Consider the following 22,234-nt stretch of genomic DNA (forward strand, 5'->3'; position numbering starts at 1 on the left):
ATTGAACGGGAGACAACCATGGCTGAAGTGCGCGCGGAGATGGTGGCGAACGTCTGGAAGGTCGTCGTCGCCGCGGGAGACGCCGTCGAGGACGGCGACACCCTGGTCATCCTGGAGTCCATGAAGATGGAGATCCCGGTGCTGGCCGAGGACGCCGGTGTGGTGGCCCAGCTGAAGGTGGCCGAGGGCGACGTGATCCAGGAGGGCGACCTGATCGCCGTCATCGAGTAATTCTGGCCAGGAAACGTTCCCGGTCGACGAGCACACGTTCGATGGTCGCGGTGAACACCAGAACCCCCCGCCGGTCGACCGCGGTGACCGAGAAGACGAGCCGTCTCCCCTCCACTTCGGTCAGCTCGGCGGCGATCTCGACGTGCGCGCCGACGCCGGTGGCGGCCAGGTGGCTGAGTTCGACGCGGGTGCCGACCGACGTCTGGCCAGGTTCCAGCTCCTTGGCGATCGCCGCCGTGGTGACACCCTCAGCGAAGGCGAGCAGCCGGGGCGTGGCCAGCACGGGCACGTCCCCGCTGCCGGCGGCGATGGCGGTGTCCTCGCGCTCGACCATGATCGTCCGGGAGGCGCGCAGGCCGGGTGCCAAAGTCATGTGCGCGATTGTATTGGGAGGGGCCGTGGACACTTATTGCGATCATTGCGGCGCGCCGGTGAATGAGGGCGATCATGGCGGATGTCGTGCCGCACGGGTGATGGAGCCGCCGCGTTATTGCGGCGCGTGCCGCCGGAGGATGGTCGTGCAGGTGACGCCGACCGGGTGGACCGCGCGGTGCGCCGAGCACGGCACAATTGGGTCTTGACCCTTTTCGTGGGGGGTAAAACCCATTCGTCCGTGGCCCGCTACACTTCCGCACAGGTTCTTGTGACCGTGGCGTGACCCGCGTCTGCTTGGTTGGACAACTCCGGGGTGGCTGTGATTTAGGGGGTAAAGGGGCACCATGGTTGCCCGAGGGACGACGCTCGACGGGCGCTACCGCTTGGACGTCCGTATCGGTGCCGGTGGTATGGGCGAAGTGTGGCGGGGCGAGGACACGGTTCTGGCTCGCACCGTCGCCGTTAAGGTGCTGCTCCCAGGCCGCCTGGACGACCCCGGCTTCGCCGTGCGGTTCCAGGGTGAGGCCCGCGCGATGGCCACCATCAACCACCCCGGTGTGGTCGACGTCTACGACTACGGCGTCACCGAGGTGCCCGGCGACGGTCCCACCGCCTATCTGGTGATGAAGTTCGTGGACGGCGAGCCGCTGGACAAACTGCTGTCCCGGCTCGGGCGGATCCGCCCGGAACCGGCCATGGAGCTCATCGCTCAGGCCGCCGCCGCGCTGCAGGCCGTGCACGACCGCGGCATCGTGCACCGCGACGTTAAACCCGGCAACCTGCTCGTACGGCCGGACGGCACGCTGGTCCTCACCGACTTCGGCATCGCGCGCTCGGACGCGGCCAGCCGGTTGACGGACGCGGGGATGGTGCTGGGCACGGCCGCCTACTGCGCGCCGGAGCAGGCCGAGGGTGAACCGGTCACGTTCGCGGTGGACATCTACGCGCTGGGCGTGGTCGCGTACGAGTGCCTGCGCGGGCGGCGCCCGTTCGAGGGCGACACGCCGGTCACGATCGCGCTCAAGCACATCCGCGAGATGCCGCCGCCGCTGCCCGCCGACATCCCGCCCGCCATCCGGCACGTGGTGGAACGTGCCCTCGAGAAGGCCCCGGCCGACCGCTGGCCGACCGCCGCCGCGATGAGCCAGGCCGCCGCGCAGTCGGTCCACGCCGGTCCGGTGTCGGCGGCTTTCCCCGAGCCGTTCCCGCAGACCGGCGGATTCGCGGCCGAACCGGCCGGTCAGGGGTACGGCGGGCCGGTCAGCCAGGGCTTCAGCGGACCGGCCAATCAGGGCTTCAGTGGGCCGGTGACGGGTGCGACCACCTGGAACGAGGAGGTCCGGGTGGGCGACGGTCCGCCCACCGGGATCACCGCCGTCACCCCGCAGCAGCCGAATCGAGCCTCTCGCCGGGCCGCCAGGAAGCTCAGCAAAGGCCCGGCCATCGCGGCCGCCGGGCTGGGCGTCGCGGTCTTCTCGGGGCTGGCGGTGCTCGGCATCAATCTGGCCAACGCCGGTTCGGGCGCGGAGCCGACCAAGGAACCCCAGCTCTCTGTCGAGTCGCCGACGCCGAGCACGACGCCGACCAGGACCAAGCCGCCACGCAGGTCGCCCACGCCCTCGCCGACGCCGACGAAGGAGACGCCCTCGCCGACCGTGGAGCCCTCCACGGAGGAGCCGACGCCCACGCCCACTCCGACGCCGCCCAAGCGTTCCCCTTCGCCGTCGCCGACCCCGACTGGGCCGACCAAGGCGGTGCCCACGCTGTGGAAGCTGACCGAGGCGCAGGCCAATACCGTCCTGCTGAAGGCCGGCTTCAAGCCCAAGTTCACCTTCGAGGGCGCCGCTGCGGCCTGCACGTCGGTGTTCAAGCAGCTCCCACGGTCGGGCACCCAGGCTCCCGTCGGGTCGACCGTGACCGTGTGGGTGCGCCGGATCGCGTGCCCGACGCCGACTCCTAGCCCGACGCCGAGCCCTTAGACGCCGGTCGTGGTGCGCGGGTAGGCGACCTCCGGGTCCGTGGCGATGTTGACCAGGTAGGGCACGCCCGAGTCGAAGGCCCGCTGCAGCGCCGGGCCGATCTCGGACGGTTTCGTGACCAGCTCGCCGCCGCCGCCGAGGGCGGTCACGACCTGGTCGTAGCGGGCCTGCGGTTGCAGGTCGGCGGCCACGTCGTAGCCGTACAGCATGCGCATGGGGTGCTTTTCCAGGCCCCACATGCCGTTGTTCCCGCAGACCATGACGACCGGGAGGTTGTGGCGGACCAGGGTGTCGACGTCCATCAGGGAGAAACCGGCCGCGCCGTCGCCGAGGAGCAGGACGACCTGGGAGGACGGGCGGGCGATCCGGGCCGCGATGGAGTAGCCCAGGCCGGTGCCCAGGCAGCCGTACGGGCCCGGGTCGAGCCAGTTGCCGGGTTTGCGGGGCTCGACGTACTTGCCGGCGTAGGAGACGAAGTCGCCGCCGTCGCCGATGACCACGGCGTCGTCGGCCAGCTGGCGGTTGAGCTCGCCGTACACGCGCATGGGGTGGATCGGGTCGGAGTCGGACTCCAGCAGGTCGGCGTCGGCGGCGATCGCGCTCGCGGCCGCTTCGCGGAGTTTCTCCGTCCAGTCCGGGCGCGGGGTGACGCCCGCGGTGGCGCAGGCCTGGGTGAGGGCCCAGAACAGCATCGACAGGTCACCGGCCGCCGAACCGGACAGGCCGGTATGGGTGGCCAGCTGGGAGGGCGCGTCGGCCAGGTGCACGACGCGGGCCAGCGGCGCGCCGTCCTTGCCGCCGAACCAGCCGTAGCCGAGCCGGAAGTCGAGCGGGGCCCCGGCCACGATGACCAGGTCGGCCTGGCCGAACGCGAGGCCGCGGGCGCGGGTGGCGAGCAGCTCGTGCCCGGCGGGCAGGATGCCCCGGCCCTGGCCGTTGGGGATCACCGGCAGCCGGAACTCCTCGGCGAAGTCGCGGGCGGCCTCCTCGGCGCGGTCCATCCAGACGTCGGAGCCCAGCACCAGCACCGGGCGTTCCGCCTCGGCCAGCAGGCGCGCGATCTCGGCCAGCCGGTCCGGGTCGGGTTCGAGCGGGGACGGCGCCAGCGTCTCGGTCGCGCGTTCCTCGGCGGGGGCGAACAGGTGGTCCATGTAGAAGTCCAGGAACACCGGGCCGCGATGCGGGGCCAGCGCGGTGCGGAACGCCATCTCGACGTCCTGGCCGATCGCGTCCGCGCCGGACCCGGTGAAGGCCAGCTTGGTGATCGACTCGAACAAGGGCGGATGGTCCATCTCCTGCAGCGCGCCGGAACCCCAGCGGGACGCCGGCGCCCTGCCCCCCAGAACCACCACCGGGGAGCCGTTGAAATGGGCGGTCGCGACGCCGGAGACCCCGTTGGTGATCCCCGGTCCCGCGGTGAGCACCGCGAGCCCCGGCTTGCGCGTCAGCCGCGCGGTCGCCTCGGCGGCGAAGACCGCGCTCTGCTCGTGGCGCACATCCAGAATGCGCATATCCTCGTGCACGGCCCCGTCGTACAGGGGGAAGACGTGGCCACCCGAAAGCGTGAACATCGTGTCGACGCCGTAGGCCTGGGAGACGGCGACCGCGATGTCACCGGCATGCTTGTCCATGCGCTGAAACCTACCAGTCGGTTAACTAGCGGGGCAGGAGATGCTCATGCTTCCCGCCCCGCCCCGCCCCTCTTCATGCTTTCCGGCTGGTACGGCTTGCGCGCCGGCGGTCCGGCCCAGGTTCCCGGCGCACGTGTTCACCTGAGACCTCCGAGGATGCCCCGGCCTTCAGGACTCTGTTGCCCAATTTTGGTGTGCCTCCTTCGGGGTGATCGTTCTCGGGTGCAGGATGTCCGGTCATGATCCGGTTTCCCCTCCTGGGTTGTGACGAGGAGAGCGTGTGATGTCGCTGCAGCCGCGTTCGTGGTGAAATCCCCGAGATGACGGCGCGGGTGGCGTGGGCGGCGTGGGCGGCGTTCCCCAAGGGGACGCCGGCGATTCGGATCCGTGATGCGCTGGGGCCTTTGTTCGCCGATGAGAAGTTCGCGGGTATGTTCGGGGTCCGTGGCCGTCCTGGCCTGTCTCCGGGACAACTGACACTGATATCGGTGCTGCAGTATGTGGAGAATCTCTCCGACCGGCAGGCCGCTGACGCGGTCCGAGGCCGGATCGAGTGGAAGACGCCCTGGGCCTGGAACTGGATGATCCCGGGTTCGACTTCTCGGTGCTCAGCGGTTTTCGCGCTCGTCTGGTGGAGCACGGCCAGGAAGAACACGTTCTGGAGCGCTCGGGTGAGCTGGGATTCTTGCGTGCGGGAGGAAGTCAGCGCACGGACTCCACACACGTGCTGGCGGCGGTGCGTTCGCTGAACCGGGCCGAGTTCGTCGGTGAGGTGATGCGGTCGGCGTTGAACGCGCTGGCCGCCGCCGGGCAGGACTGGCTGATGGCCTGGGCGCCGGCGGGCTGCGGGAACGCTACGGGGAGCGGGTCGATGCCTACCGGCTTCCTGACGGTGAGATCAGCCGGACTCATTACATGGTGCGGGTTGAAGTGGACGGGTACCTGCTGCTGGAACGGATCTACGATCCTGCCTCCCCGATGTGGCTGCGTCAGATTCCCGCCGTGCAGATCCTGCGCCAGTCCTGGGTCCAGCAGCACCACCGGCACGATGGGGAGGTCGCCCACGTGAGCGATGCCAGGCCCTCGAACGAGCCCGGCGTGAGCAACTCACCGACGAATGGAAAGAGCGCTACAGGATACGGGCCGGTGTCGAAGGAACCATCTCCCAAGCCGTTCGGATCGGCATGCGCCGAACTCGCTACCTCGGCCTGAACAAGACCCACCTCGGCAACGTACTCGCCGCGACCGCGATCAACCTCATCCGTCTGGACGCCTGGCTGACCGGAACACCTCTGGGAGCCACGCGGACATCGCACTTCGAACAACTGGAGCTGGCAGCATGATCCACTCAATTGGGCAACAGAGTCCTTCAGGCCGGGGAGGAATCGGACTCCTGCGGAGCAGGGCAGGAAGAGGCGATTCGCCGTCAGGGCGATTCGCCGTCTGCCACGGCGGCGGCGCGCTCGACCTCCAGACGGTAGACGATCTCGGAGTTGAGGGACCTGCGGGCGGACTTGGCCTGAGCGACCAGCCACCGGTGGAGATCTGCGGGGAGCCTGAGAGTGATCTTTGTTTCTTCATCCATGCCTCTAGCGTAGTGGTAGAGTGGTGGCATGACGACCCCGAAGGAAGCCGAGGATCCCGGGCGCGCCCGGTACACCTACCGGCTTCGCGTGTCGTCGACCGCCCGCGCTTCGCTGCTCGCGGAGTGGGCGCGGTGTCGGTGGATCTGGAACGAGTGCTGCGCCCGGTCGAAGAAGGCCCACGCCGAGGACGAGAAGTGCGGCCCGGCACGCCTCGACAAAATGCTGACCGAGGCCCGCACCGCGAACGCGTGGCTGCGCGAAGGCAGTTCGGTCCCGCAGCAGCAGATCATCCGTGATTTCGCCAAGTCCCGCGCGAAGGCCCTGAAGGACATCAAGGCCCGGCTGCCACAGCGGCAGCGGGCCGGGATGCCGAAGTACAAAAAGAAGCACGCGGCCGACCCGAGCCTGAACTACACGCAGCGCGGGTTCCGCCTCAAGGACGGCCGCCTGCATCTCGCGGGTGGGACCGTGCTCAGCGTGGTGTGGTCGCGCGACCTGCCCAAGCCCCCGTCCTCCGTCCGCGTCTACCTGGACAGCCTCGGACACTGGTACGCCTCGTTCGTCGTGGCGACGACCACCGATGTCCTGCCCGCCACCGGGCAGGACATCGGCATCGACTGGGGCGTGAAGGAGACCGCGACCACCACCTCGGACGCCCACGACCTCCCGCACGCCCAGCACGGCAAGAACGCCGCCCAGCGCCTCGCCCGCTACCAGCGGGTGATGGCGCGCAGGAAGCCCAAGCGCGGCCAGCCCGGCTCAAAGGGCTACCGGGAAGCGAAGCGGCAGACCGCGAAGCTCCACAAGAAGACCGCCCGGCAGCGCGAGGACACCGGCCGCAAGTGGGCGAAGAAGGTCGTGACCGACCATGACCGCCTCGCGGTCGAGGACTTCCGGCCGAAGTTCCTCGCCAAGTCCACCATGGCTCGCAAGGCCGCCGACGCGGCGATCGGCGCGACCAAGCAGGCACTGATCCACATGGCCCGCAAGCATGGCCGTGAACTGCACCTCGTACACCCCGCGCACACCACCATGGACTGCGCACAGTGCGGAGCGAGAACCAAGCACGCACTACCTCTCTCAGAACGAACCTACGCCTGCACCGCGTGCGGAGCCGTGTCCCCCAGGGACAAGAACTCCGCCCGCGTGATGCTCGTCCGGGCTGGTCTCAACCCGGCTGGTGCTGATCGTGTAAGAGCTGCCGGACCGCCGGTCCGCAGCCAACGTGAGCCAGGAATCCCCCTCCTTGGGAGGGGGAGGATTCAAAGCGTCTGGGACAGTGCCTTGATCGGCATCTTCAGGTCCTGGAGCAGCCCCAGATCCTGCTCGGCGGAACGGCCCAGCGTCGTGAGGTAGTTGCCCACGATGATGGCGTTGATGCCGCCGAGCATGCCGTCCCGGGTGCCCAGGTCGCCCAGGGTGAGTTCGCGTCCGCCCGCGTACCGCAGGATCGTGCGGGGCAGGGCCAGCCGGAAGGTGGCGATCGTCTTGAGCGCTTCGGTGCCGTCCACCAGGGGGTAGTCGGAGAAAGGCGTACCAGGCCGGGGGTTGAGGAAGTTGAGCGGCACCTCGTCCGGCGCCAGCTCGCCCAGTTGGGCGGCGAACTCGGCGCGCTGCTCCACCGTCTCGCCCATGCCGATGATGCCGCCACAGCACAGCTCCATGCCCGCCTCGCGCACCATCAGGCAGGTGTCCCAGCGCTCCTCCCAGGTGTGCGTGGTCACCACGCTGGCGAAATGCGACTCGCAGGTCTCCAGGTTGTGGTTGTAGCGGTGCACGCCCATCGCCGCGAGCTCGTCCACCTGCTCCTGCGTGAGCATGCCGAGCGAGCAGGCGACGTTGATGTCCACCGCCGCCCTGATCGCCTTGACGCCCTCCCGGACCTGCTCCATCAGCCGCTTGTCGGGCCCGCGCACGGCGGCCACGATGCAGAACTCGGTGGCGCCCGTGGCGGCCGTCTCCTTGGCCGCCTCGACCAGCGACGGGATGTCCAGCCAGACGGCGCGCACCGGCGAGGAGAACTGCCCCGACTGCGAGCAGAAGTGACAGTCCTCCGGGCAGCCCCCGGTCTTCAGCGAGATGATCCCCTCGACCTCCACCTCCGGCCCGCACCACTTCATCCGCACCTCGTGCGCGAGCGCGAGCAAGTCGGGCACCCGCTCGTCGGGCAGGGTCAGGCAGGCCAGCGCCTGCTCCCGCGAGAGCCCTCGCCCGTCCTCCAGAACCTGTTGCCGCGCGACATCGAGAATGTCGGCCTGTACGTCACTGCGAATCTCGGTCTCCGTCACAGGCCAAAGCCTAAAGGCGGCCGATTTCCCCCGGGCTCCAACCCGCCATCAGCGCGGCGGAGTCACCTCCGCCCGGAACTTCGCCGCGTCGAACCCCCCACCCAGCACAGGCGCGAGCCCCCCATGAGCGACAGTCCGGAAATCTCCGGAATCGAGCGCGCCCGCCCCTTCCGGCAGCGCCCCCGCCAGCGGCCGCGCCCCCAACATCTCCAGATCCGCCACATTGCACCGCTCCGCCAGCCCCGGCTCCCTCGGCCACGACCCGATCACCACTCCCGCCAGCGCCAGCCCCCGAAGCGCCAGCACCTCCAGCGTGAGCGCGGTGTGGTTCAACGTCCCCAGCCCCGCCCTCGCCACGACCAGCACCGGCGCCTGCAACGCGTGGGCCAGATCCGCGATGGTCGCCCCCTCCTCGTCGAACCGGACCAGCAGCCCACCCGCCCCCTCGACCACCACCAGCCGATGCGACTCGGCCAGCGCCCCGATCCTGGCCGCCGCACTCGTCAGCGACACCGGCGGCAATCCGGAAACCCGCGCCGCCGCGGCCGGAGAGAGCGGATCAGGAAACCGAGCGAACTCAAACGTCGTCGTCACCCCCGACAGCCGGATGACCTCATCCAAATCCCCACCCTCACCCTCCCCAACCCCCGTCTGAGCAGGCTTCACCACCGCCACAGAAGCCCCCCGCCCCACCGCCAAAGCCGCAATAGCCGCAGTAACCACCGTCTTCCCGACACCAGTATCGGTCCCGGTAACAACCAGCACACTCATCCGCCCAACTTTAGAGAGACTCCATGCCACTTCGTGGCGCCCGTGGATAGGTGAAACTTGGGGTGCGTCGCCCGCTCGACGTCGGCATCAGCCCGCATTGAGCTGTCGCGACCTGCGCCAAGGATCAGAGGCGTACCACGGTCCTGGGGGAGTGGAAGCCTGGCGGGACGTATTCGTTCGCCGCTGCCCCGGCACCTATCCTCACGCGGTCGGTCACTCGTACCGATTGAGCGTCCGACCGCAGGCACTGGCGATCTTCAACCGGGGCCGCTGGCCGATGGCGGCTCAGCGTCAAGCTCTGGGCTGCTGCGGATCACCTCATATGTCGAGAACTAACCTCGAAGATCCCCGCGGCTGGCACGGGTCGGTCGAGGACAGTGGTGATGGCGGTGAGGATATTGGCGGGTTCGGTGCGGCTGCTGTAGTTGGGATGTACGTCGATCCAGGCGATGACGCCGTCGGCGTCGGTGAGGACGACCGTGGGCATGGGCATGGATGCGGTGCCGTCGGCGTTTCCGGCGGCCACGTCGATGCCCATGGCCAGCTGTGCGGCACGGGCGTCAGGGTCGGGTGCGGTGATGATCCCCAGTTGCCGTGCGATCTGGTTGCCGGGGTTGGACAGCACGGCAAAGGTCAGGTTGTTTATCTGGCGCATCGACACTGAGCGGTCGGGTCTTTGCGGGCTGATCGCGATCAGGGGGATGTCGAGGGCGGCCAGGTGCGGCATGAGTTGCTGCTGGTAGGTGCGGAGTACCAGGTTGCAGTAGGGGCACCAGTCGCCGCGGTAAAAGATGATGACGGCGGGCTGGCCGGCGCGGGTCTGCTCCAGTGTGGTTGGCGCGTTCTGGACGTCCAGCAGGTCACCGTCGGGCATAGCAGAGCCCGGGCGGAGGACTGTGCTCGGCACACCGGCCGCGTCCAGGCTGGCCTGCTCAGCGGCTAGGGCGGCGCGTACATCCGGTGGAATCTTGCCGACGTGCTCGGCGAGGAAGGCGGCACGTCGCTCGGCATACGTCTGATCTGTCGTGTTCACGTGATTTCCTTCGGTAATCGTGCATGGCGCATGGCTGCCGGGCGCGGGGCGCCGGCACGCTGCCAGGGTGGAGTGTTGAGATCTGCTATGTGTTGAGGGGCTCGCCGGTCTCGAGCAGGGTTTTCAGGCCGCTTAGCACGCGCATCCAGCTGGGGCCGGCCACTCGCGCGGCGGTCTTGGGGGCGCCTTCAAGCCGGTCGTGCACGACGGTGAGCAGGCATACGCCGTTGTCGCCGGGCTCGATCCGCCAGGACACCCGGCTGGCCGGTTCGGTTGCCAGGTCGGGGTGGTACAGGCCGCGGTAGCCGACGACGAGCCGGTGGGGCGGCTCGGCGTCCAGGACGGTCTCGTCGCCCCAGAGGCTGGATCGATCCGGTGAGTGATAGCGAAACGGTGAGCCGATGTCCCCGGTGGTCTCGACCAGGGCACCGAACAGGTACCCGGCGCTGTATTCGGGCTTGGTGACGGCGTCCCAGATCTGCTGTGGGGTGGCTCGGATGAAGAGGTGATAGGTCTGCGTGGCGGCTGCGGCCGTCGTGGTCACGGGGCTGCTCCTTGGCGTTGAGATGGCTCAGCCGGCGGGCTGAATGAGGAAAGCCGGGTGGCGGTGTGCCTCGATGGCGAAGAGCTGAGGCCGGTCGTCGGCACCGGCGCCGAAGGCGGCTCGGACGAAAGGCACCAGGCCGAAGACGCGGCGGTAGGCGCGCAGGATCTCGGGTTTGCGGTCGTCATCCACTTCGACGAGACGCACTGGGCGGAATCGGCGTCCGCGGCCCAGTTCGGCTCGGGCGTCGGCGCGGATGTTGTGAACCCAGTGGGTGTCGCCGAAGGGGGAGACGAGCCAGTGATGGCCGTCGTGGCGCAGCGTGGCGATCGGGACGGTGCGGGGTAGTCCGCTGTGTCTGCCGCAGGTGCGCAGCAGTACCAGCGGTCCCATGGGGATGCCCCAGGTGAGGAGCAGGTGCGGGATGCGGCTGAGGCAGATCATGCGCGGCGAGAGGTTGGGGGTGGTCACGGCTGGGCCTGAGCCCTGGCAGGGTCTCGGTCGGCGAGGTTGCGGGCGGCCCGGCCGAGCATGCGGCCGTTCATTCGTACGGCCTGGGCGCGCGGCACAAGCCGGGTCATCACCCGCATCAGCCTTCCGGGGATGTGCATGGTCCGCCCTTTGAGAAAGGCCGTCATGAACTCGGCCACGGCCCGGTCGGCAGGTTGCGGGCGGATCGGAAGGGCCGAGCGGTCCAGGCCGAAGGCGTCGATGATCGGGGTGTCGACGTTGCCGGGCAGCATCACGGTGACGCTCACGCCGGCGGGCGCGAGCTCGTGGTGCAGGGCCTCGCCCAGATTGAGCACGTAGGCCTTGGCAGCGCTCTCGTGTGCCATGTTCGGCAGGCCCTGCAGCGCGCCGTGCGCGGAGACCAGCACGATGCCGCCCCGGCGATGGGCGTGGCCGCGGGCCGTCAACCGGGGTGCGAAGGCGTGGACCAGGTCAAGGTGGGTGACGGCGTTGAGGGTGAGACGGTCGTGCAGGTCCTGCAGTGATTGATCGAGCAGGCGCCCTGGGCGGCCGGCTCCGGCGTTGGAGACGAGCAGGCCGACGTCGAGGTCTTCGGCCGCCTCCACGATGGCCGAGGCTCCGGCCGGTTGGCTGAGGTCGACGGTGACCACCCGGTGCGCGATGCCATGGCGGCGGGACAGCGTCTCGCCCAGTGCGTGGAGCTTGTCGGTGGAACGAGCGGCCAGGACCAGGTCCAGACCGGCTGCGGCGAGGTGTTCGGCGAAGGCTTTGCCGATGCCGGAGGAGGCTCCTGTGATCACTGCCCATGGCCCATAGGATAAGATTTCAACCATGTTTTAGACTCTAATCTAGACTCTGGTCGGAACTCAAGACGATAGGCTTTCTCGGCGTGAAGAACCCGCCCGCGGATCTGGCCCAACGCCTGCTCGATGTCAGCGAACACGTGCTGCACACCGACCCGCCGCCCCGACTGGAGGACGTCGCACAGCTGGTGGGTGCATCGCGCGCGACGCTGTACTACTACTTCTCCGGCCGCGAAGACCTGCTGACCTTCCTGCTCACCGCACACGCCAAGCGCGGAGCCCAGGCGGTGCAGGCCGTGATGACACCCAGCGACCCACCCGAGCCGCGGCTACGGGCCATGGTCTCCGCCCTGGCCGAGTACCTCGGCCACCACCCCGGAACATGCGCCGGCCTACTCGGTGCCCTGGGGGCCAGCGGACGCATGAGCGAGGTCCTCGCGGCCAACGACACCTGGATCGCCGGCCCGCTACGCGATCTGCTCGCCGAGGGCCGAAAGACTGGCGCCTTCGCCATCGACGACATCACCGACGCGGCCAACGCCGTGCTCGGCAGCCTTCTCCTAGCGGTACTCGGCCGGTCGATGGCCGGAGCCGATGCCACCGACGCCGCCTTCCGCCACCAGCTCACCGAACAGACGATCCGCGGCATCCTTACCCGCTGATCCGAAATAAGCCCCATCCGCTGTCGCATCGTGCCGCGAGGTCGGCGGCGTGGCCTTGGTATGGCGTAGCCGGTGGCTGCGGGAGTAGAGCAGCAGTTCGCCCTGGGAGTCGCGCAGGTCCGGGTGGTGACTGAAGTCTTTCAGGACGTGGGTGTAGTTGCTGGTCTCCCAGGATTTGGTGCCGTGCCGGTTGCCGGTGGTCTTGGGGAACAGGTAGCGAATGGTCTCCTCGGGTCGGAGGTTCCACCGCTGGCGCACCCAGGCTTGCTGTTCTTTGATGATCTCGACGACGTCGCGGCCGACCAGGATGGTGTTCGGCGCGTTGTCGATCTTGGTTTGCTGGTAGCGGAGGCGGGCGACCATGCCTCCCTCGGCAACGTGGGCGACGTCCAGGCCGGGGATGTCGGAGAGTGGGTGAAAGTCGATCATCAGCACCTCGCTGGCCCGCCGTCCGGTCAGGGCTTGAAGGAGCCAGGCTCGCATCACCGCCGGATGTCCCCAGCCGCGCAGCTGAGCCTGCCGCCCGTCGCGGACGATGGTGCGGGTCTGGTCGGTAGGCACACCACGCGTCTGCATCACGCGCCGAATCCCTCATCGGGGTCGCTGGTAAGCTTCCGCAGGTCGTCCTCCACCTCGGCGCCAACCCCGCGGACCCGTCGGCCCTGCCCTGGATGCAGATGCGCGCGCAGCAGCACCAGTTGTTTCTGTGACCCGCCATCCATCGGCACGCGCGCGAAATAGTCGATGTCGACGGCGTCCGTCATCGTCATCCAGTCGCCGTCACAGAGTCCCACCTCCACCTCGGTGTCAAGGCCGGTCGGAAGATCGGCGGTGATCACTTTCAAGATCTCGATCAGTTCCCGGACGGTTGCCATGCATGCATGGATGGTAGATCGCCGCCCGCCTATCACCGAGTAGAGCTGACGCCAGCCCGTCCAGCCAGGTCCGGCCACCTGTACACCGACCGCTTGGAGGGTGCCGGTCGCCCAGTACCACCTGTACGTCGCTTCCGGCACGACCTTCCGGGCCAGGGCCCTCGTCCGACCCGAGAGAGCTCGGCGACCGCTGGAGGCTCATTCTGTTGTTGCTGGCGGACGTTGTGGCGGGGGCGGTCGCGCTCGGTCAGCGCCGGTGGAGGGGAGGCGTCGGGGGTGGCGGTCGGGGTTGGAAGTGGCGGAGCCGTAGAAGAAAGAGAAGAAGATTACGGGCGGCGCAGCCGGGTGACGAATTTGTAGCGGTCGCCTCGGTAGAGGGATTGGGCCCATTCGACCGGGTTGCCGTCGGCGTCGAAGGCGTGGCGGGTGAGGAGGAGCATGGGGAGGCCGACGTCTACGCCGAGGACCTGGGCGTCGTAGGGGGTGGCGAGGACGGTTTCGATGATTTCCTCGGCGTCGGTGAGGCGGACGCTGTAGGCGTTGTGGAGGGTTTCGTAGAGGGAGGGGTGGCCTTCGAGTTCGCGGCGGAGGCGGGGGAAGCGGCGGGCGGACAGGTGGGTGGTGTCGATGGACATGGGTTCGCCGTTGGCGAGGCGGAGGCGGTGGATGCGCAGGACACGGCCGCCGGGGTTGATGGCGAGGCGGCGGCCGAGGGCCTCGTCGGCGGTGATGTAGCTGATGTCCAGGATCTTGGTGTCGGGTTCGAGGCCGACGGTGCGCAGGTCCTGGATGTAGGAGGTGAGCTGGAGGACCTGGGCGACCTTGGGCTGGGCGACGAAGGTGCCCTTGCCCTGGATGCGGAGCAGGCGGCCCTCGACGACCAGCTCGGTGAGCGCCTGCCGTACCGTCGTGCGGGAGGTTTCGAAGCGGACGGCGAGCGTGCGCTCCGGCGGGAGGGCGCTGCCGGCCGACAGGCTCTTGGTCAGTTCGAGCAGGCTGCGCTTGACGTCGTAGTACTTCGGCACCCGGGGAGTGTCTTCGGTCACGCGGTCACCTTCGTTCCGGCCACGGCGGCGAGCGCGCGCCCGATCACCGCGAGATCATCGCACCCCAGATTGGCCCGAGCGGTCAATCTTAGACAAGAGCGACCTTGCGGGACGGAAGGGGGGCGGAAACATCCAACTCGCACTCCATGCTCCGCGCACAGCGCGGCGGCGGCCAGCGCGGCCTGGGGCGCGCCGAGCACGACCGGCACCACGGCGGCGGCCGGGTCCGCGCTCTCCAGGCCGAGCTCGCGGGCCAGCGCGGCCAGCTCCCGAGCCCGGGCCCTGGCCTGTTCCGGCAGGTCAGCGTCCTGCTCCAGGATCTCGACCGCAGCCAGCGCGGCCCCGGCGCAGGCGGGCGCGAGGCCGGTGTCGAAGATGAAGGAGCGGCCGGTGTCGATCAGCGTGTCGATGACGTCGGGCCCGCCCAGCACGGCGCCGCCCTGCGCGCCCAGGGACTTCGACAACGTGACGGTTCTCACAATTGTAGGATTCCCCGCAAGTCCGGCTTCGTGCACCGCGCCGCGTCCGTGTTCGCCGACCACGCCGAGCGCGTGCGCCTCGTCCACGACCAGCAGCGCCCCATGCCGTACGGCTGCCGCGTGCAACCCCGGCAGCGGCGCCAGATCCCCGTCCACCGAGAAGACCGAGTCGGTGACCACGATCGCCCGCTCCTCGGACCGCTCCCGCAGCGACCGCTCGACGGCGGCCACGTCCCCGTGCGGCGTCACCACGACCCGGGCCCTGGCCAGCCGGCAGGCGTCCACGAGGGAGGCGTGGTTGCCCGCGTCGGAGACCACGAGCCCGCCCCGCCCCAGCGTCGCCACCGCGGCCAGGTTGGCCAGGTAGCCGGAGGAGAACACCAGCGCCCTGGGCGCCAGCGTGAAGGCGGCGAGCCGCTCCTCCAGCTCGGCGTGGAGCAGCGTGGTCCCGGTGACCAGGCGGGACCCGGTCGAGCCCGTGCCCCATTCCCGGGTGGCCCGCACGGCGGCCTCGACCAGGCGCGGATCCCTGGACAGGCCCAGGTAGTCGTTCGATGCCAGGTCGAGCAGCCCGTCATGGTCGGGATCACGCGGGTGTAGGACCCGGCGCAGCCCGGCCCGCTCGCGTGCCGCCGTGTCCGCACACAACTGGTCTAGGGGTTGCAAGCGGCTCGGAATTGAGTCAACTCTAGTATGCATTGCAGCCTCTGAGTGAGTGTTACGGTCACTGTATGAACCTCAAGGAGTGGGCGATAGCGAACGGTGTGCATCCGCATACCGCTTACCGCTGGTTCCGTGAGGGCACTTTGCCGGTCCCTGCGGAGCGGGTAGGGCAGCGCACGATCTTGGTGAACATCGAGGCGAACTCATCACCGTCTGTGACAGGCGGTGTGGGCTTGTATGCCCGGGTGTCGTCGCATGATCAGAACTCGGATCTTGAGCGGCAGGTCGCGCGGCTGGCCCAGTGGGCCACGGCGTCCGGTCATCGTGTGGTGCGGATCGAGTCGGAGATCGCCTCCGGGATGGACGGCGGACGCGCCAAGGCCAAGCGTCTGCTGGCCGATCCGGACGTGACCGTCGTGGTGGTGGAGCACAAGGACCGCCTCGGCCGGGCCAACGTGGAATTGATTGAAGCCGCCCTGTCCGCGACCGGCCGCAGTCTGGTTGTGCTGGATGACGGTGCGGCCGAGGACGATCTCTCGCGCGACATGATCGAGATACTGACGTCGTTTTGTGCCCGCTTGTACGGGCGCCGTTCGGCGAGGAACCGGGCGAAGAAAGCCCTGGAAGCGGCGGCTGGCGATGGCTGAGCCGAACAAGCGGCTCCGTCCGATCGCCCCGTCGTTCGTCGCGCCGGGCCCCTCTGGTGTGTCGATACGCGACCGCCTGAAGGGTCTCACCACGCAGGATGAGAAGGTGCTGCGTCAGCTCGGCGCGCATCTCGGGTCGCTGGCCTCGCGTGACCTCAAGGCCCGGTGCATGGACGGTCTGGAGCACTCCGCGGACACCTGGGCGGTGCGGAAGCGGGAACTGACCGCCAACTCGTCGTCGCGATGGGCCGGGTCGCTGACGAAAGCCACCCACGATCAGTGGGCATTGTCCCGGCGCGGGCAGGCCGCGCACATCCAGAACCTGGAGGCAGGTGCCCGCACTATCGCGCACCGGCTGTCTCTGCCGATCGGGGAGAAGGGCGGCAATCGCGCTCCGGGTGGTTATCGGTCGAAGGGTGAGTGGTTCCAAAAGACGCGCCGCCTGGCGACATTGGAGGACCGGCTCGCTGGTGTCCGGGCGGATCGAGAAGCCGGTCGCGTGCGTGTGGTACGTGGCGGTAAGCGTCTGATGAACAACCGCCACAACCTCACCAAAGCGCAGCTCACCGAGCCGCAGTGGCGTGAGCGCTGGGAGGCGGCGCGCTGGTTCCTGTCGGCTGACGGAGAGTCCGGGAAGCGGTACGGCAACGAGACGATCCGCATCGCCCCGGACGGTGAGGTCACTATCAAGCTGCCCGCGATGATGGCGGAGTACGCGAACGCCAAGCACGGCCGGTATGTGCTGGCCGCGAAGGTGAGCTTCCCGCATCGGGGAACCGAGTGGGCCGACCGCGTGGAGGCCAACCGGGCTGTCGCCTACCGCATCCACCTCGACGTGCCACGGCGGCGCTGGTATGTGGACGCCTCCTGGACCTTCCCGCTCACCCAGACCATCCCCTTGCAGACGGCTCTGGCACACGGGGTGGTCGGCGTGGACACCAACGCCGACCACCTTGCCGCCTGGCGGCTGGACCGGCACGGCAACCCGATCGGCCGGCCCCGCCGCTTCTTCTACGACTTGTCCGGGACCGCCGACCACCGCGACGCCCAGGTCCGCCACGCCCTGTCGGGGTTGCTGAACTGGGCCAAGACCTGTGGTGTGGCCGCCATCGCGGTCGAGGACCTGGACTTCACCGACTCCAAGACCCGCGAGAAGCACGGCCGCAAGCGTCGCTTCCGGCAGCTCATCTCCGGCATGCCCACCGGGAAACTCCGGGCGCGGCTCACCTCGATGGCTGATGCCACCGGTATCGCGATCATCGCCGTCGATCCGGCCTACACCAGCATGTGGGGAGCGCAGCACTGGCAGGCCCCACTCACCAGCAAGACGAGTAAGAGCACCCGTCACGACGCCGCTGCCGTGGCGATCGGACGACGCGCCCAAGGGCATCCGATCCGGCGACGGACGGCACCGCCCCACGACGACCAGAGCGATCGTTGTGGGCATCGGACCGTCCAGGCCCGAACGGAGACCTTTGGGCGTGAGGAAACCCGCCGCCCCGTCATGGACCGTGGTCGAGAGCCACCGGCCCGGACGGGGAGAAGACAAGGAAAGCGGGCGACCAGCGCATCCAAAACCGTTCGGGATGCGCGCGGCGACGGGCAGTGGGTCCAAGACTCACTCCTGCTCGCTGATTAGGAACGGTTTCATGCAGGCATCTTGCCAGGTCGTGAATGTCGATTCGCTTTCGACCCGGCGTAGCACGCATCATGCACAGGTGCCCACCCTTAGCGATCTGGTCGTCAAACACAGCGCACTCGACGCGGCCGACCTCGAATGGATGCACTCGCTGGTCTCGGACTGGCAGTTGCTCGCCGACCTGTCCTTCGCCGATCTGATCCTGTGGATCCCCGGCAGGGACGGGTGGATCGCGGTCGCCCAGATGCGCCCGACCACCGGTCCCACCGTCTATCACGACGACGTCGTCGGCTCGGTGGTGGCCAAGGGGGAGCGGCCGCTGATCGAGACGGCCTGGAACGAGCGCCGGATCTGCCGGGAGGGCGACCCCGACTGGTCGACCGGGGTGCCGGTGCGGGAGGAGACGATCCCGGTGCGGCGGTCGCTGGAGGGCGACTTCATCGCGGTCATCCAGCGGTCCACGAACCTGTCGTCGGCGCGTACGCCGTCGCGGTTGGAGCTCACCTACCTGCAGAGCGCCTCGGATCTGGCCCAGATGGTGTCGGAGGGGCGGTTCCCGTTCGCGGAGGCCGAGCCGATGCTGGTCAGGTCGCCCCGGGTGGGGGACGGGCTGCTGCGGCTCGATCGGGCCGGGCGGGTGACGTACGCGTCGCCGAACGCGCTGTCGGCCTACCGGCGGCTGGGGCTGCACGCCGATCTGGTCGGCTCGGAGCTGGGCAAGACGACGGCGGAGCTCTGCTACCGGGATGAGCCGATCAACGAGGATCTGATGCTGGTGGCCAGCGGGAAGGCGCCGCGCGAGACCGAGGTGGAGAAGGGCGGCACGGTCGTGCAGCTGCGGGCCATCCCGCTGATCGTGGGCGGCGGGCGGATCGGCGCGCTGGTCCTGGTCCGGGATGTGACCGAGCTGCGCCGGCGGGAGCGCGAGCTGCTCACCAAGGACGCCACCATCCGGGAGATCCACCACCGGGTCAAGAACAACCTGCAGACGGTGGCGGCGCTGCTGCGGCTGCAGGCGCGCCGGATGCGCATGCCGGAAGGCCGGGAGGCGCTGGAGGAGGCGGTCCGGCGGGTCGGCTCCATCGCGATCGTGCACGAGACGCTGGCCCAGATGCCGGAGGAACTGGTCGAGTTCGACGACATCGCGGACCGGGTCATCCAGATGACCGCGGAGGTGTCGGTCACGCCCGCCATGGTCCGGCGGGTGGGGTCGTTCGGCATCCTGCCGGCGGCGGTGGCGACGCCGATCGCGATGGTCCTCACCGAGCTGCTGCAGAACGCGGTCGAGCACGGCTTCGCGCATCAGACCGGAAAGGTGGAGGTGCTCGTCTCGCGCGATCAGGACCTGCTGGAGGTGGTCGTCGCCGACGAGGGCCGTGGTTTGCCGGATGATTTCGATTTGGAGGTCAGCGCCAACCTCGGCTTGCAGATCGTACGGACGCTGGTGGTGGGAGAACTGTCGGGCCGGTTGGGGATCGCACCTCGACCGGAGGGCGGCACAGAGGTCTCGCTCAGCATTCCGGTCAGTCCGGCATAATCACACGCTGGCGAATGTGGGCAATCGCCGCGCCTTTAGTCGTATGTCCCGGCTTGGCCGCGCCTGTGTCTGGACTGAGGAACGCAGGGTCGCGAAGCGGCCCGGAGTGACGAGGGAAGACGCAGGCTGAGGGCGGCCAAGCCCGCCGATCCGAAGGATCGGCCAATGTCACGCGTTGGCGCGAGCGCGAGCGCGTGCGACCCGGCGCTTTACGGCGCGGCGTTCGTCTTCGCTCAAGCCGCCCCAGACGCCGGCGTCCTGGCCGGACTCGAGGGCCCACTTGAGGCAGTGCTCGCTGACCGTGCACGCTCGGCAGACGGCCTTGGCCTCTTCGATCTGCATCAGCGCGGGCCCGGTGTTGCCGATCGGGAAGAACAGCTCGGGGTCCACGTCACGGCAGGCAGCGCGGTGGCGCCAGTCCATGCGTTCCACTCCTTCGTAAGTGGAGCCTCCGCGGCTCCTGCACCTTTGTGAACTCTTTCACTAACTGAGGCGAACGCTTGCCCCCCGGAGTCGGGGCCAGTGTCCGCGATTGATCGCCGGGGACCGTCCGGAAGCTGTGGCTCCCGCAAAGGTCCTACGTTCCGACGTCGCGTTCAGCCTTTCAGGCACGTCTAGCGCACACAAGAGGTTTGGGAGAACGTTTTGCCGGTTATAGCTGTCGGATGCGTCACACTATGACGGCATGTAACGGGCTAGACCAGAACTTGTAACGCGTCCGGGATAGAGCGAAAAACCACCCGTTCGCGTTCGCCCAGGTAATCGCCGTCAAGCTGGAAAGCGACCGGCCGTTCCGCCGACAGGGTGAACTCGGCCTCGTCATGCGCCTGCACGAGGTGTTTACCTGCCGGCAACCCGGAACGCTCTCCGACGATCTGCCGGACGAGCTTCAGCATGGCAGGCAACCCCATGCGCTGCAGGCCGATCAGGTCCAAACCCGTGTCGAATCCCGCCCACGGCGTCGGATTGACCGGACGGTTGCCGATATACGTCCACGGCGCCGTGTTCGACACGATCGCCAGGAAGATCCCGCGATCGTCGGCGAAGTTCGGCCGCCGCAGGGTCATCGCGGGATGCCGCCGGTCGGTCATGAAGTAGTGCCGCAGCGCGGTGTGCACATACAGCGTCGGCGACGCCCGGTAACCCGCGCTCCGCAGGCCTTCCACCGCCCTGATGACCTCGGCGTCGTAGCCGAGCCCGGCACAGAAAGTGAAGTACCGCGACCCGCCGCTCCCTGTCGGCAGCCCGCCGTTCCCCAGGGTCTCGTCCAGGTCCCAGATCGCCTGCCCCAGGCTGATCGTCCGGCGGCGGCCGTCGCGCAGGGCCTCCAGGACGGCGCCGGTGGCCTCGATCGGGTGGTTCGGCAGGCCCAGCGCCCGGGCCAGCACGTTCGCGCTGCCCCCCGGGATGATGATGAGCGCGGGCCGCACCTCGTCGGCCATCAGCCCGTTGGCCACCTCGTTGACCGTGCCGTCCCCGCCCAGTACGGCTACCGCGTCGAAACCCTTGGCCCCCGCCGTACTCGCCAGGACGGCGGCGTGGCCGCGATAGCCGGTTTCCTCGACGGTGAGGTCCACCGCGGCGCCCAGTGCCCGGATGAGCACGTCGCGGGAGCGCCGGTTGGTGGAGGTCGCCTTGGGATTGACCAGGAGTAGAGCCCGCATGCCTGAAGGTTAGACCAGCGGTAGGGTCGGCAACTGTGTCGAATCGTCCGGTGACCTTGACCGTGGCAGCCGCCGTCCTGGCCCTCGAAGGCCTGACCGCCCTGGTGTGGGGGGTTTACGTCGGCTACGAGATCGTGATCGGCAAGGCCGAGGATGTGCCGAGCGCGCTCGCGCTGGCCGGGTTCTGCGTCGCGGTGGGAGCCGGTTTCGGCTGGGTGGCCCTGGCCGTGCTGCGCGCGCTGCGATGGAGCCGCGGCCCGGCCGTGGTGGCTCAGATCTTCCTGCTGCCGCTGGCGGTCAACCTGATCCAGGCCGAACAGTATGGATGGGGCATCCCCCTGGTGGCCGCCGCCGCGATCGCCCTGGTCACGCTGCTCGCCCCGCAGTCCACCCAGGCCCTGATGGACGAGTGACAGGCCCCGCTGGGCAGTCCCCGCTGATCGCCGTGAGGATCGGCCGTGAGGATCGGCCGTGAGGATCGGCCGTGAGGATCGGCCGTGAGAATCGGCCGTGAGAATCGGCACTGCCCAGCCGGGCGGGGGATCAGAGCGAGAGTTCGCGCTCGATGCGCTTGAGGTAGTGGCGGGCCAGCGCCAGGCCGGCGCATCCCACCTGACGTGGCGGCACTGCGTCATCGAAGACATTCCGTAACGTTGCGCCGATATGTGGTCACAAGGCCCGGATGGACGTGGGGAGGACGTGCCTGCCATGCGGATATTCGGCTTCCGCTGCCATCGGCAACACGCTAGTGTGTTCGAGTCGTGACAGTGTGTGGCTGGCGTGTGGTTGGTGTGCGGGGAGGGGGCCCGGGGTGAGGCTGCGCTACAACTACCGGCTCTACCCCGACGATTCCCAGCGTCAGGCGCTGGCGCGGTTGTTCGGGTGTGTCCGGGTGGTGTGGAATGACGCGCTGGCGATGCGCAAGGCCGCGCGCAAGGTCGGGCTGCCGTGGATCGGTGGCGGGGATTTGCAGAAGATCTGTATCACCGCGGCGAAGCGGACGCCGGAGCGGGAGTGGCTGGGTGAGGTGTCGGCGGTCCCGCTCCAGCAGGTGCTGCGCGACCTGGATCAGGCGTACCGGAACTTCTTCGACTCGGTCAGTGGGAAACGCCGGGGTCCGCGGATGGGGTTGCCGGTGTTCAAGTCCCGCCGGGACCGGCGGCAGTCGACCCGGTTCACCCGCACCGCCTTCCGCCTGCCCGGGGACGGGACGCTGTACCTGGCCAAGATCGGGAGGATCGAGGTCCGCTGGTCCCGGGAGCTGCCCGCGGCGCCGTCGTCGGTCACGGTCAATCAGGACGCGGGGGGCC

At 68.8% G+C, this 22,234-nt stretch carries 24 protein-coding genes and 1 pseudogene; 10 read left to right on the forward strand and 15 right to left on the reverse strand.

Going from position 1 to position 22,234, the window contains the following annotated elements; all coding sequences use genetic code 11:
• Positions 1-18: 18 nt before the first annotated feature.
• Positions 19-231 (forward strand): biotin/lipoyl-binding carrier protein, encoded by a 213-nt coding sequence (locus ABGB08_RS46190; protein WP_155345191.1) that lies wholly within the window; start codon positions 19-21, stop codon positions 229-231.
• Here ABGB08_RS46190 and ABGB08_RS46195 read toward each other — a convergent pair.
• The gene (locus ABGB08_RS46195) at positions 221-604 is read right to left on the reverse strand and encodes a hotdog domain-containing protein (protein WP_347604208.1); all 384 of its coding nucleotides are present in this window, start codon (positions 602-604) and stop codon (positions 221-223) included. The genes ABGB08_RS46190 and ABGB08_RS46195 overlap by 11 nt on opposite strands.
• A 346-nt stretch (positions 605-950) precedes the next feature.
• Between ABGB08_RS46195 and ABGB08_RS46200 the strand changes: the two genes are divergently transcribed.
• The gene (locus tag ABGB08_RS46200) at positions 951-2,585 is read left to right on the forward strand and encodes a serine/threonine protein kinase (protein WP_347604210.1); all 1,635 of its coding nucleotides are present in this window, start codon (positions 951-953) and stop codon (positions 2,583-2,585) included.
• Here the strand turns inward: ABGB08_RS46200 and ABGB08_RS46205 are convergent.
• A complete protein-coding gene (locus tag ABGB08_RS46205; protein ID WP_347604212.1) occupies positions 2,582-4,216 on the reverse strand; it encodes an acetolactate synthase in 1,635 nt (544 codons plus the stop codon). The genes ABGB08_RS46200 and ABGB08_RS46205 overlap by 4 nt on opposite strands.
• A gap of 320 nt (positions 4,217-4,536) precedes the next feature.
• Here ABGB08_RS46205 and ABGB08_RS46210 point away from each other — a divergent pair.
• Positions 4,537-5,559, forward strand: a pseudogene (locus ABGB08_RS46210) (transposase).
• Positions 5,560-5,642: 83 nt separating this feature from the next.
• Here ABGB08_RS46210 and ABGB08_RS46215 read toward each other — a convergent pair.
• A complete protein-coding gene (locus ABGB08_RS46215) occupies positions 5,643-5,801 on the reverse strand; it encodes a toxin-antitoxin system HicB family antitoxin (protein WP_347604214.1) in 159 nt (52 codons plus the stop codon).
• Positions 5,802-5,829: 28 nt separating this feature from the next.
• Between ABGB08_RS46215 and ABGB08_RS46220 the strand changes: the two genes are divergently transcribed.
• Positions 5,830-7,158 carry a transposase gene (locus tag ABGB08_RS46220; protein WP_347604216.1) on the forward strand — a complete coding sequence of 443 codons (1,329 nt, stop codon included), beginning with the start codon at positions 5,830-5,832 and terminating at the stop codon, positions 7,156-7,158.
• Here the strand turns inward: ABGB08_RS46220 and bioB are convergent.
• The 6 genes from bioB to ABGB08_RS46250 form a co-directional block, all read right to left on the reverse strand.
• Positions 7,065-8,090, reverse strand: a complete 1,026-nt coding sequence (gene bioB, locus ABGB08_RS46225; RefSeq protein WP_347604218.1) for a biotin synthase BioB — start codon at positions 8,088-8,090, stop codon at positions 7,065-7,067. The genes ABGB08_RS46220 and bioB overlap by 94 nt on opposite strands.
• A 48-nt stretch (positions 8,091-8,138) precedes the next feature.
• Positions 8,139-8,861 carry a dethiobiotin synthase gene (gene bioD / locus ABGB08_RS46230; RefSeq protein ID WP_347604220.1) on the reverse strand — a complete coding sequence of 241 codons (723 nt, stop codon included), beginning with the start codon at positions 8,859-8,861 and terminating at the stop codon, positions 8,139-8,141.
• 313 nt (positions 8,862-9,174) lie between these two features.
• Positions 9,175-9,894 carry a peroxiredoxin-like family protein gene (locus ABGB08_RS46235; RefSeq protein WP_347604222.1) on the reverse strand — a complete coding sequence of 240 codons (720 nt, stop codon included), beginning with the start codon at positions 9,892-9,894 and terminating at the stop codon, positions 9,175-9,177.
• Between the two features lie 85 nt (positions 9,895-9,979).
• A complete protein-coding gene (locus ABGB08_RS46240) occupies positions 9,980-10,438 on the reverse strand; it encodes an SRPBCC domain-containing protein (protein ID WP_347604224.1) in 459 nt (152 codons plus the stop codon).
• Positions 10,439-10,465: 27 nt separating this feature from the next.
• On the reverse strand, positions 10,466-10,909 hold the full coding sequence (locus tag ABGB08_RS46245; RefSeq protein WP_347604226.1) for a nitroreductase family deazaflavin-dependent oxidoreductase: 444 nt from the start codon (positions 10,907-10,909) through the stop codon (positions 10,466-10,468).
• A complete protein-coding gene (locus tag ABGB08_RS46250; RefSeq protein WP_347604228.1) occupies positions 10,906-11,742 on the reverse strand; it encodes an SDR family NAD(P)-dependent oxidoreductase in 837 nt (278 codons plus the stop codon). The genes ABGB08_RS46245 and ABGB08_RS46250 overlap by 4 nt, the downstream gene beginning before the upstream one ends.
• 56 nt (positions 11,743-11,798) lie before the next feature.
• Between ABGB08_RS46250 and ABGB08_RS46255 the strand changes: the two genes are divergently transcribed.
• Positions 11,799-12,374, forward strand: coding sequence for a TetR/AcrR family transcriptional regulator (locus ABGB08_RS46255; RefSeq protein WP_347604230.1), 576 nt, complete (start codon positions 11,799-11,801; stop codon positions 12,372-12,374).
• On the opposite strand, the gene ABGB08_RS46260 is transcribed toward ABGB08_RS46255, so the two are convergent.
• The 4 genes from ABGB08_RS46260 to ABGB08_RS46275 all read right to left on the reverse strand — a co-directional run bounded on the left by ABGB08_RS46260 (position 12,273) and on the right by ABGB08_RS46275 (position 15,440).
• Positions 12,273-12,953: a hypothetical protein gene (locus ABGB08_RS46260; protein ID WP_347604232.1), complete on the reverse strand. Its 681-nt coding sequence runs from the start codon at positions 12,951-12,953 to the stop codon at positions 12,273-12,275. The two genes, ABGB08_RS46255 and ABGB08_RS46260, sit on opposite strands and share 102 nt — an antisense overlap.
• A complete protein-coding gene (locus ABGB08_RS46265) occupies positions 12,950-13,249 on the reverse strand; it encodes a hypothetical protein (RefSeq protein WP_347604234.1) in 300 nt (99 codons plus the stop codon). The genes ABGB08_RS46260 and ABGB08_RS46265 overlap by 4 nt, the downstream gene beginning before the upstream one ends.
• A gap of 326 nt (positions 13,250-13,575) precedes the next feature.
• Positions 13,576-14,295 carry a GntR family transcriptional regulator gene (locus tag ABGB08_RS46270; protein WP_155345200.1) on the reverse strand — a complete coding sequence of 240 codons (720 nt, stop codon included), beginning with the start codon at positions 14,293-14,295 and terminating at the stop codon, positions 13,576-13,578.
• Complete coding sequence (locus ABGB08_RS46275) at positions 14,292-15,440, reverse strand: 8-amino-7-oxononanoate synthase (protein ID WP_347604236.1); 1,149 nt, start codon at positions 15,438-15,440, stop codon at positions 14,292-14,294. The genes ABGB08_RS46270 and ABGB08_RS46275 overlap by 4 nt, the downstream gene beginning before the upstream one ends.
• 65 nt (positions 15,441-15,505) lie before the next feature.
• On the opposite strand from ABGB08_RS46275, the gene ABGB08_RS46280 reads away from it, so the two are divergent.
• From ABGB08_RS46280 to ABGB08_RS46290, 3 genes are all read left to right on the forward strand, one after another.
• Complete coding sequence (locus ABGB08_RS46280; RefSeq protein ID WP_347604238.1) at positions 15,506-16,084, forward strand: IS607 family transposase; 579 nt, start codon at positions 15,506-15,508, stop codon at positions 16,082-16,084.
• Positions 16,077-17,723 (forward strand): IS200/IS605 family accessory protein TnpB-related protein, encoded by a 1,647-nt coding sequence (locus tag ABGB08_RS46285; RefSeq protein WP_347604240.1) that lies wholly within the window; start codon positions 16,077-16,079, stop codon positions 17,721-17,723. The genes ABGB08_RS46280 and ABGB08_RS46285 overlap by 8 nt, the downstream gene beginning before the upstream one ends.
• A gap of 79 nt (positions 17,724-17,802) precedes the next feature.
• Complete coding sequence (locus ABGB08_RS46290) at positions 17,803-19,260, forward strand: PAS domain-containing sensor histidine kinase (protein WP_155345202.1); 1,458 nt, start codon at positions 17,803-17,805, stop codon at positions 19,258-19,260.
• A gap of 168 nt (positions 19,261-19,428) precedes the next feature.
• Here the strand turns inward: ABGB08_RS46290 and ABGB08_RS46295 are convergent, their stop codons facing one another.
• Together ABGB08_RS46295 and ABGB08_RS46300 are read right to left on the reverse strand one after the other, a co-directional pair.
• On the reverse strand, positions 19,429-19,683 hold the full coding sequence (locus ABGB08_RS46295) for a WhiB family transcriptional regulator (RefSeq protein ID WP_155361884.1): 255 nt from the start codon (positions 19,681-19,683) through the stop codon (positions 19,429-19,431).
• A gap of 272 nt (positions 19,684-19,955) precedes the next feature.
• Positions 19,956-20,924: a diacylglycerol kinase family protein gene (locus ABGB08_RS46300; protein WP_347604243.1), complete on the reverse strand. Its 969-nt coding sequence runs from the start codon at positions 20,922-20,924 to the stop codon at positions 19,956-19,958.
• Positions 20,925-20,974: 50 nt separating this feature from the next.
• Between ABGB08_RS46300 and ABGB08_RS46305 the strand changes: the two genes are divergently transcribed.
• Positions 20,975-21,337, forward strand: coding sequence for a hypothetical protein (locus ABGB08_RS46305; RefSeq protein ID WP_347604245.1), 363 nt, complete (start codon positions 20,975-20,977; stop codon positions 21,335-21,337).
• A gap of 398 nt (positions 21,338-21,735) precedes the next feature.
• Positions 21,736-22,234, forward strand: a 499-nt coding sequence (locus ABGB08_RS46310; protein ID WP_347604247.1) for a transposase, incomplete at its 3' end; no start/stop codon positions are given.

The organism is Acrocarpospora sp. B8E8, from assembly GCF_039871605.1.
Taxonomy (GTDB): Bacteria; Actinomycetota; Actinomycetes; order Streptosporangiales; family Streptosporangiaceae; genus Acrocarpospora; species Acrocarpospora macrocephala.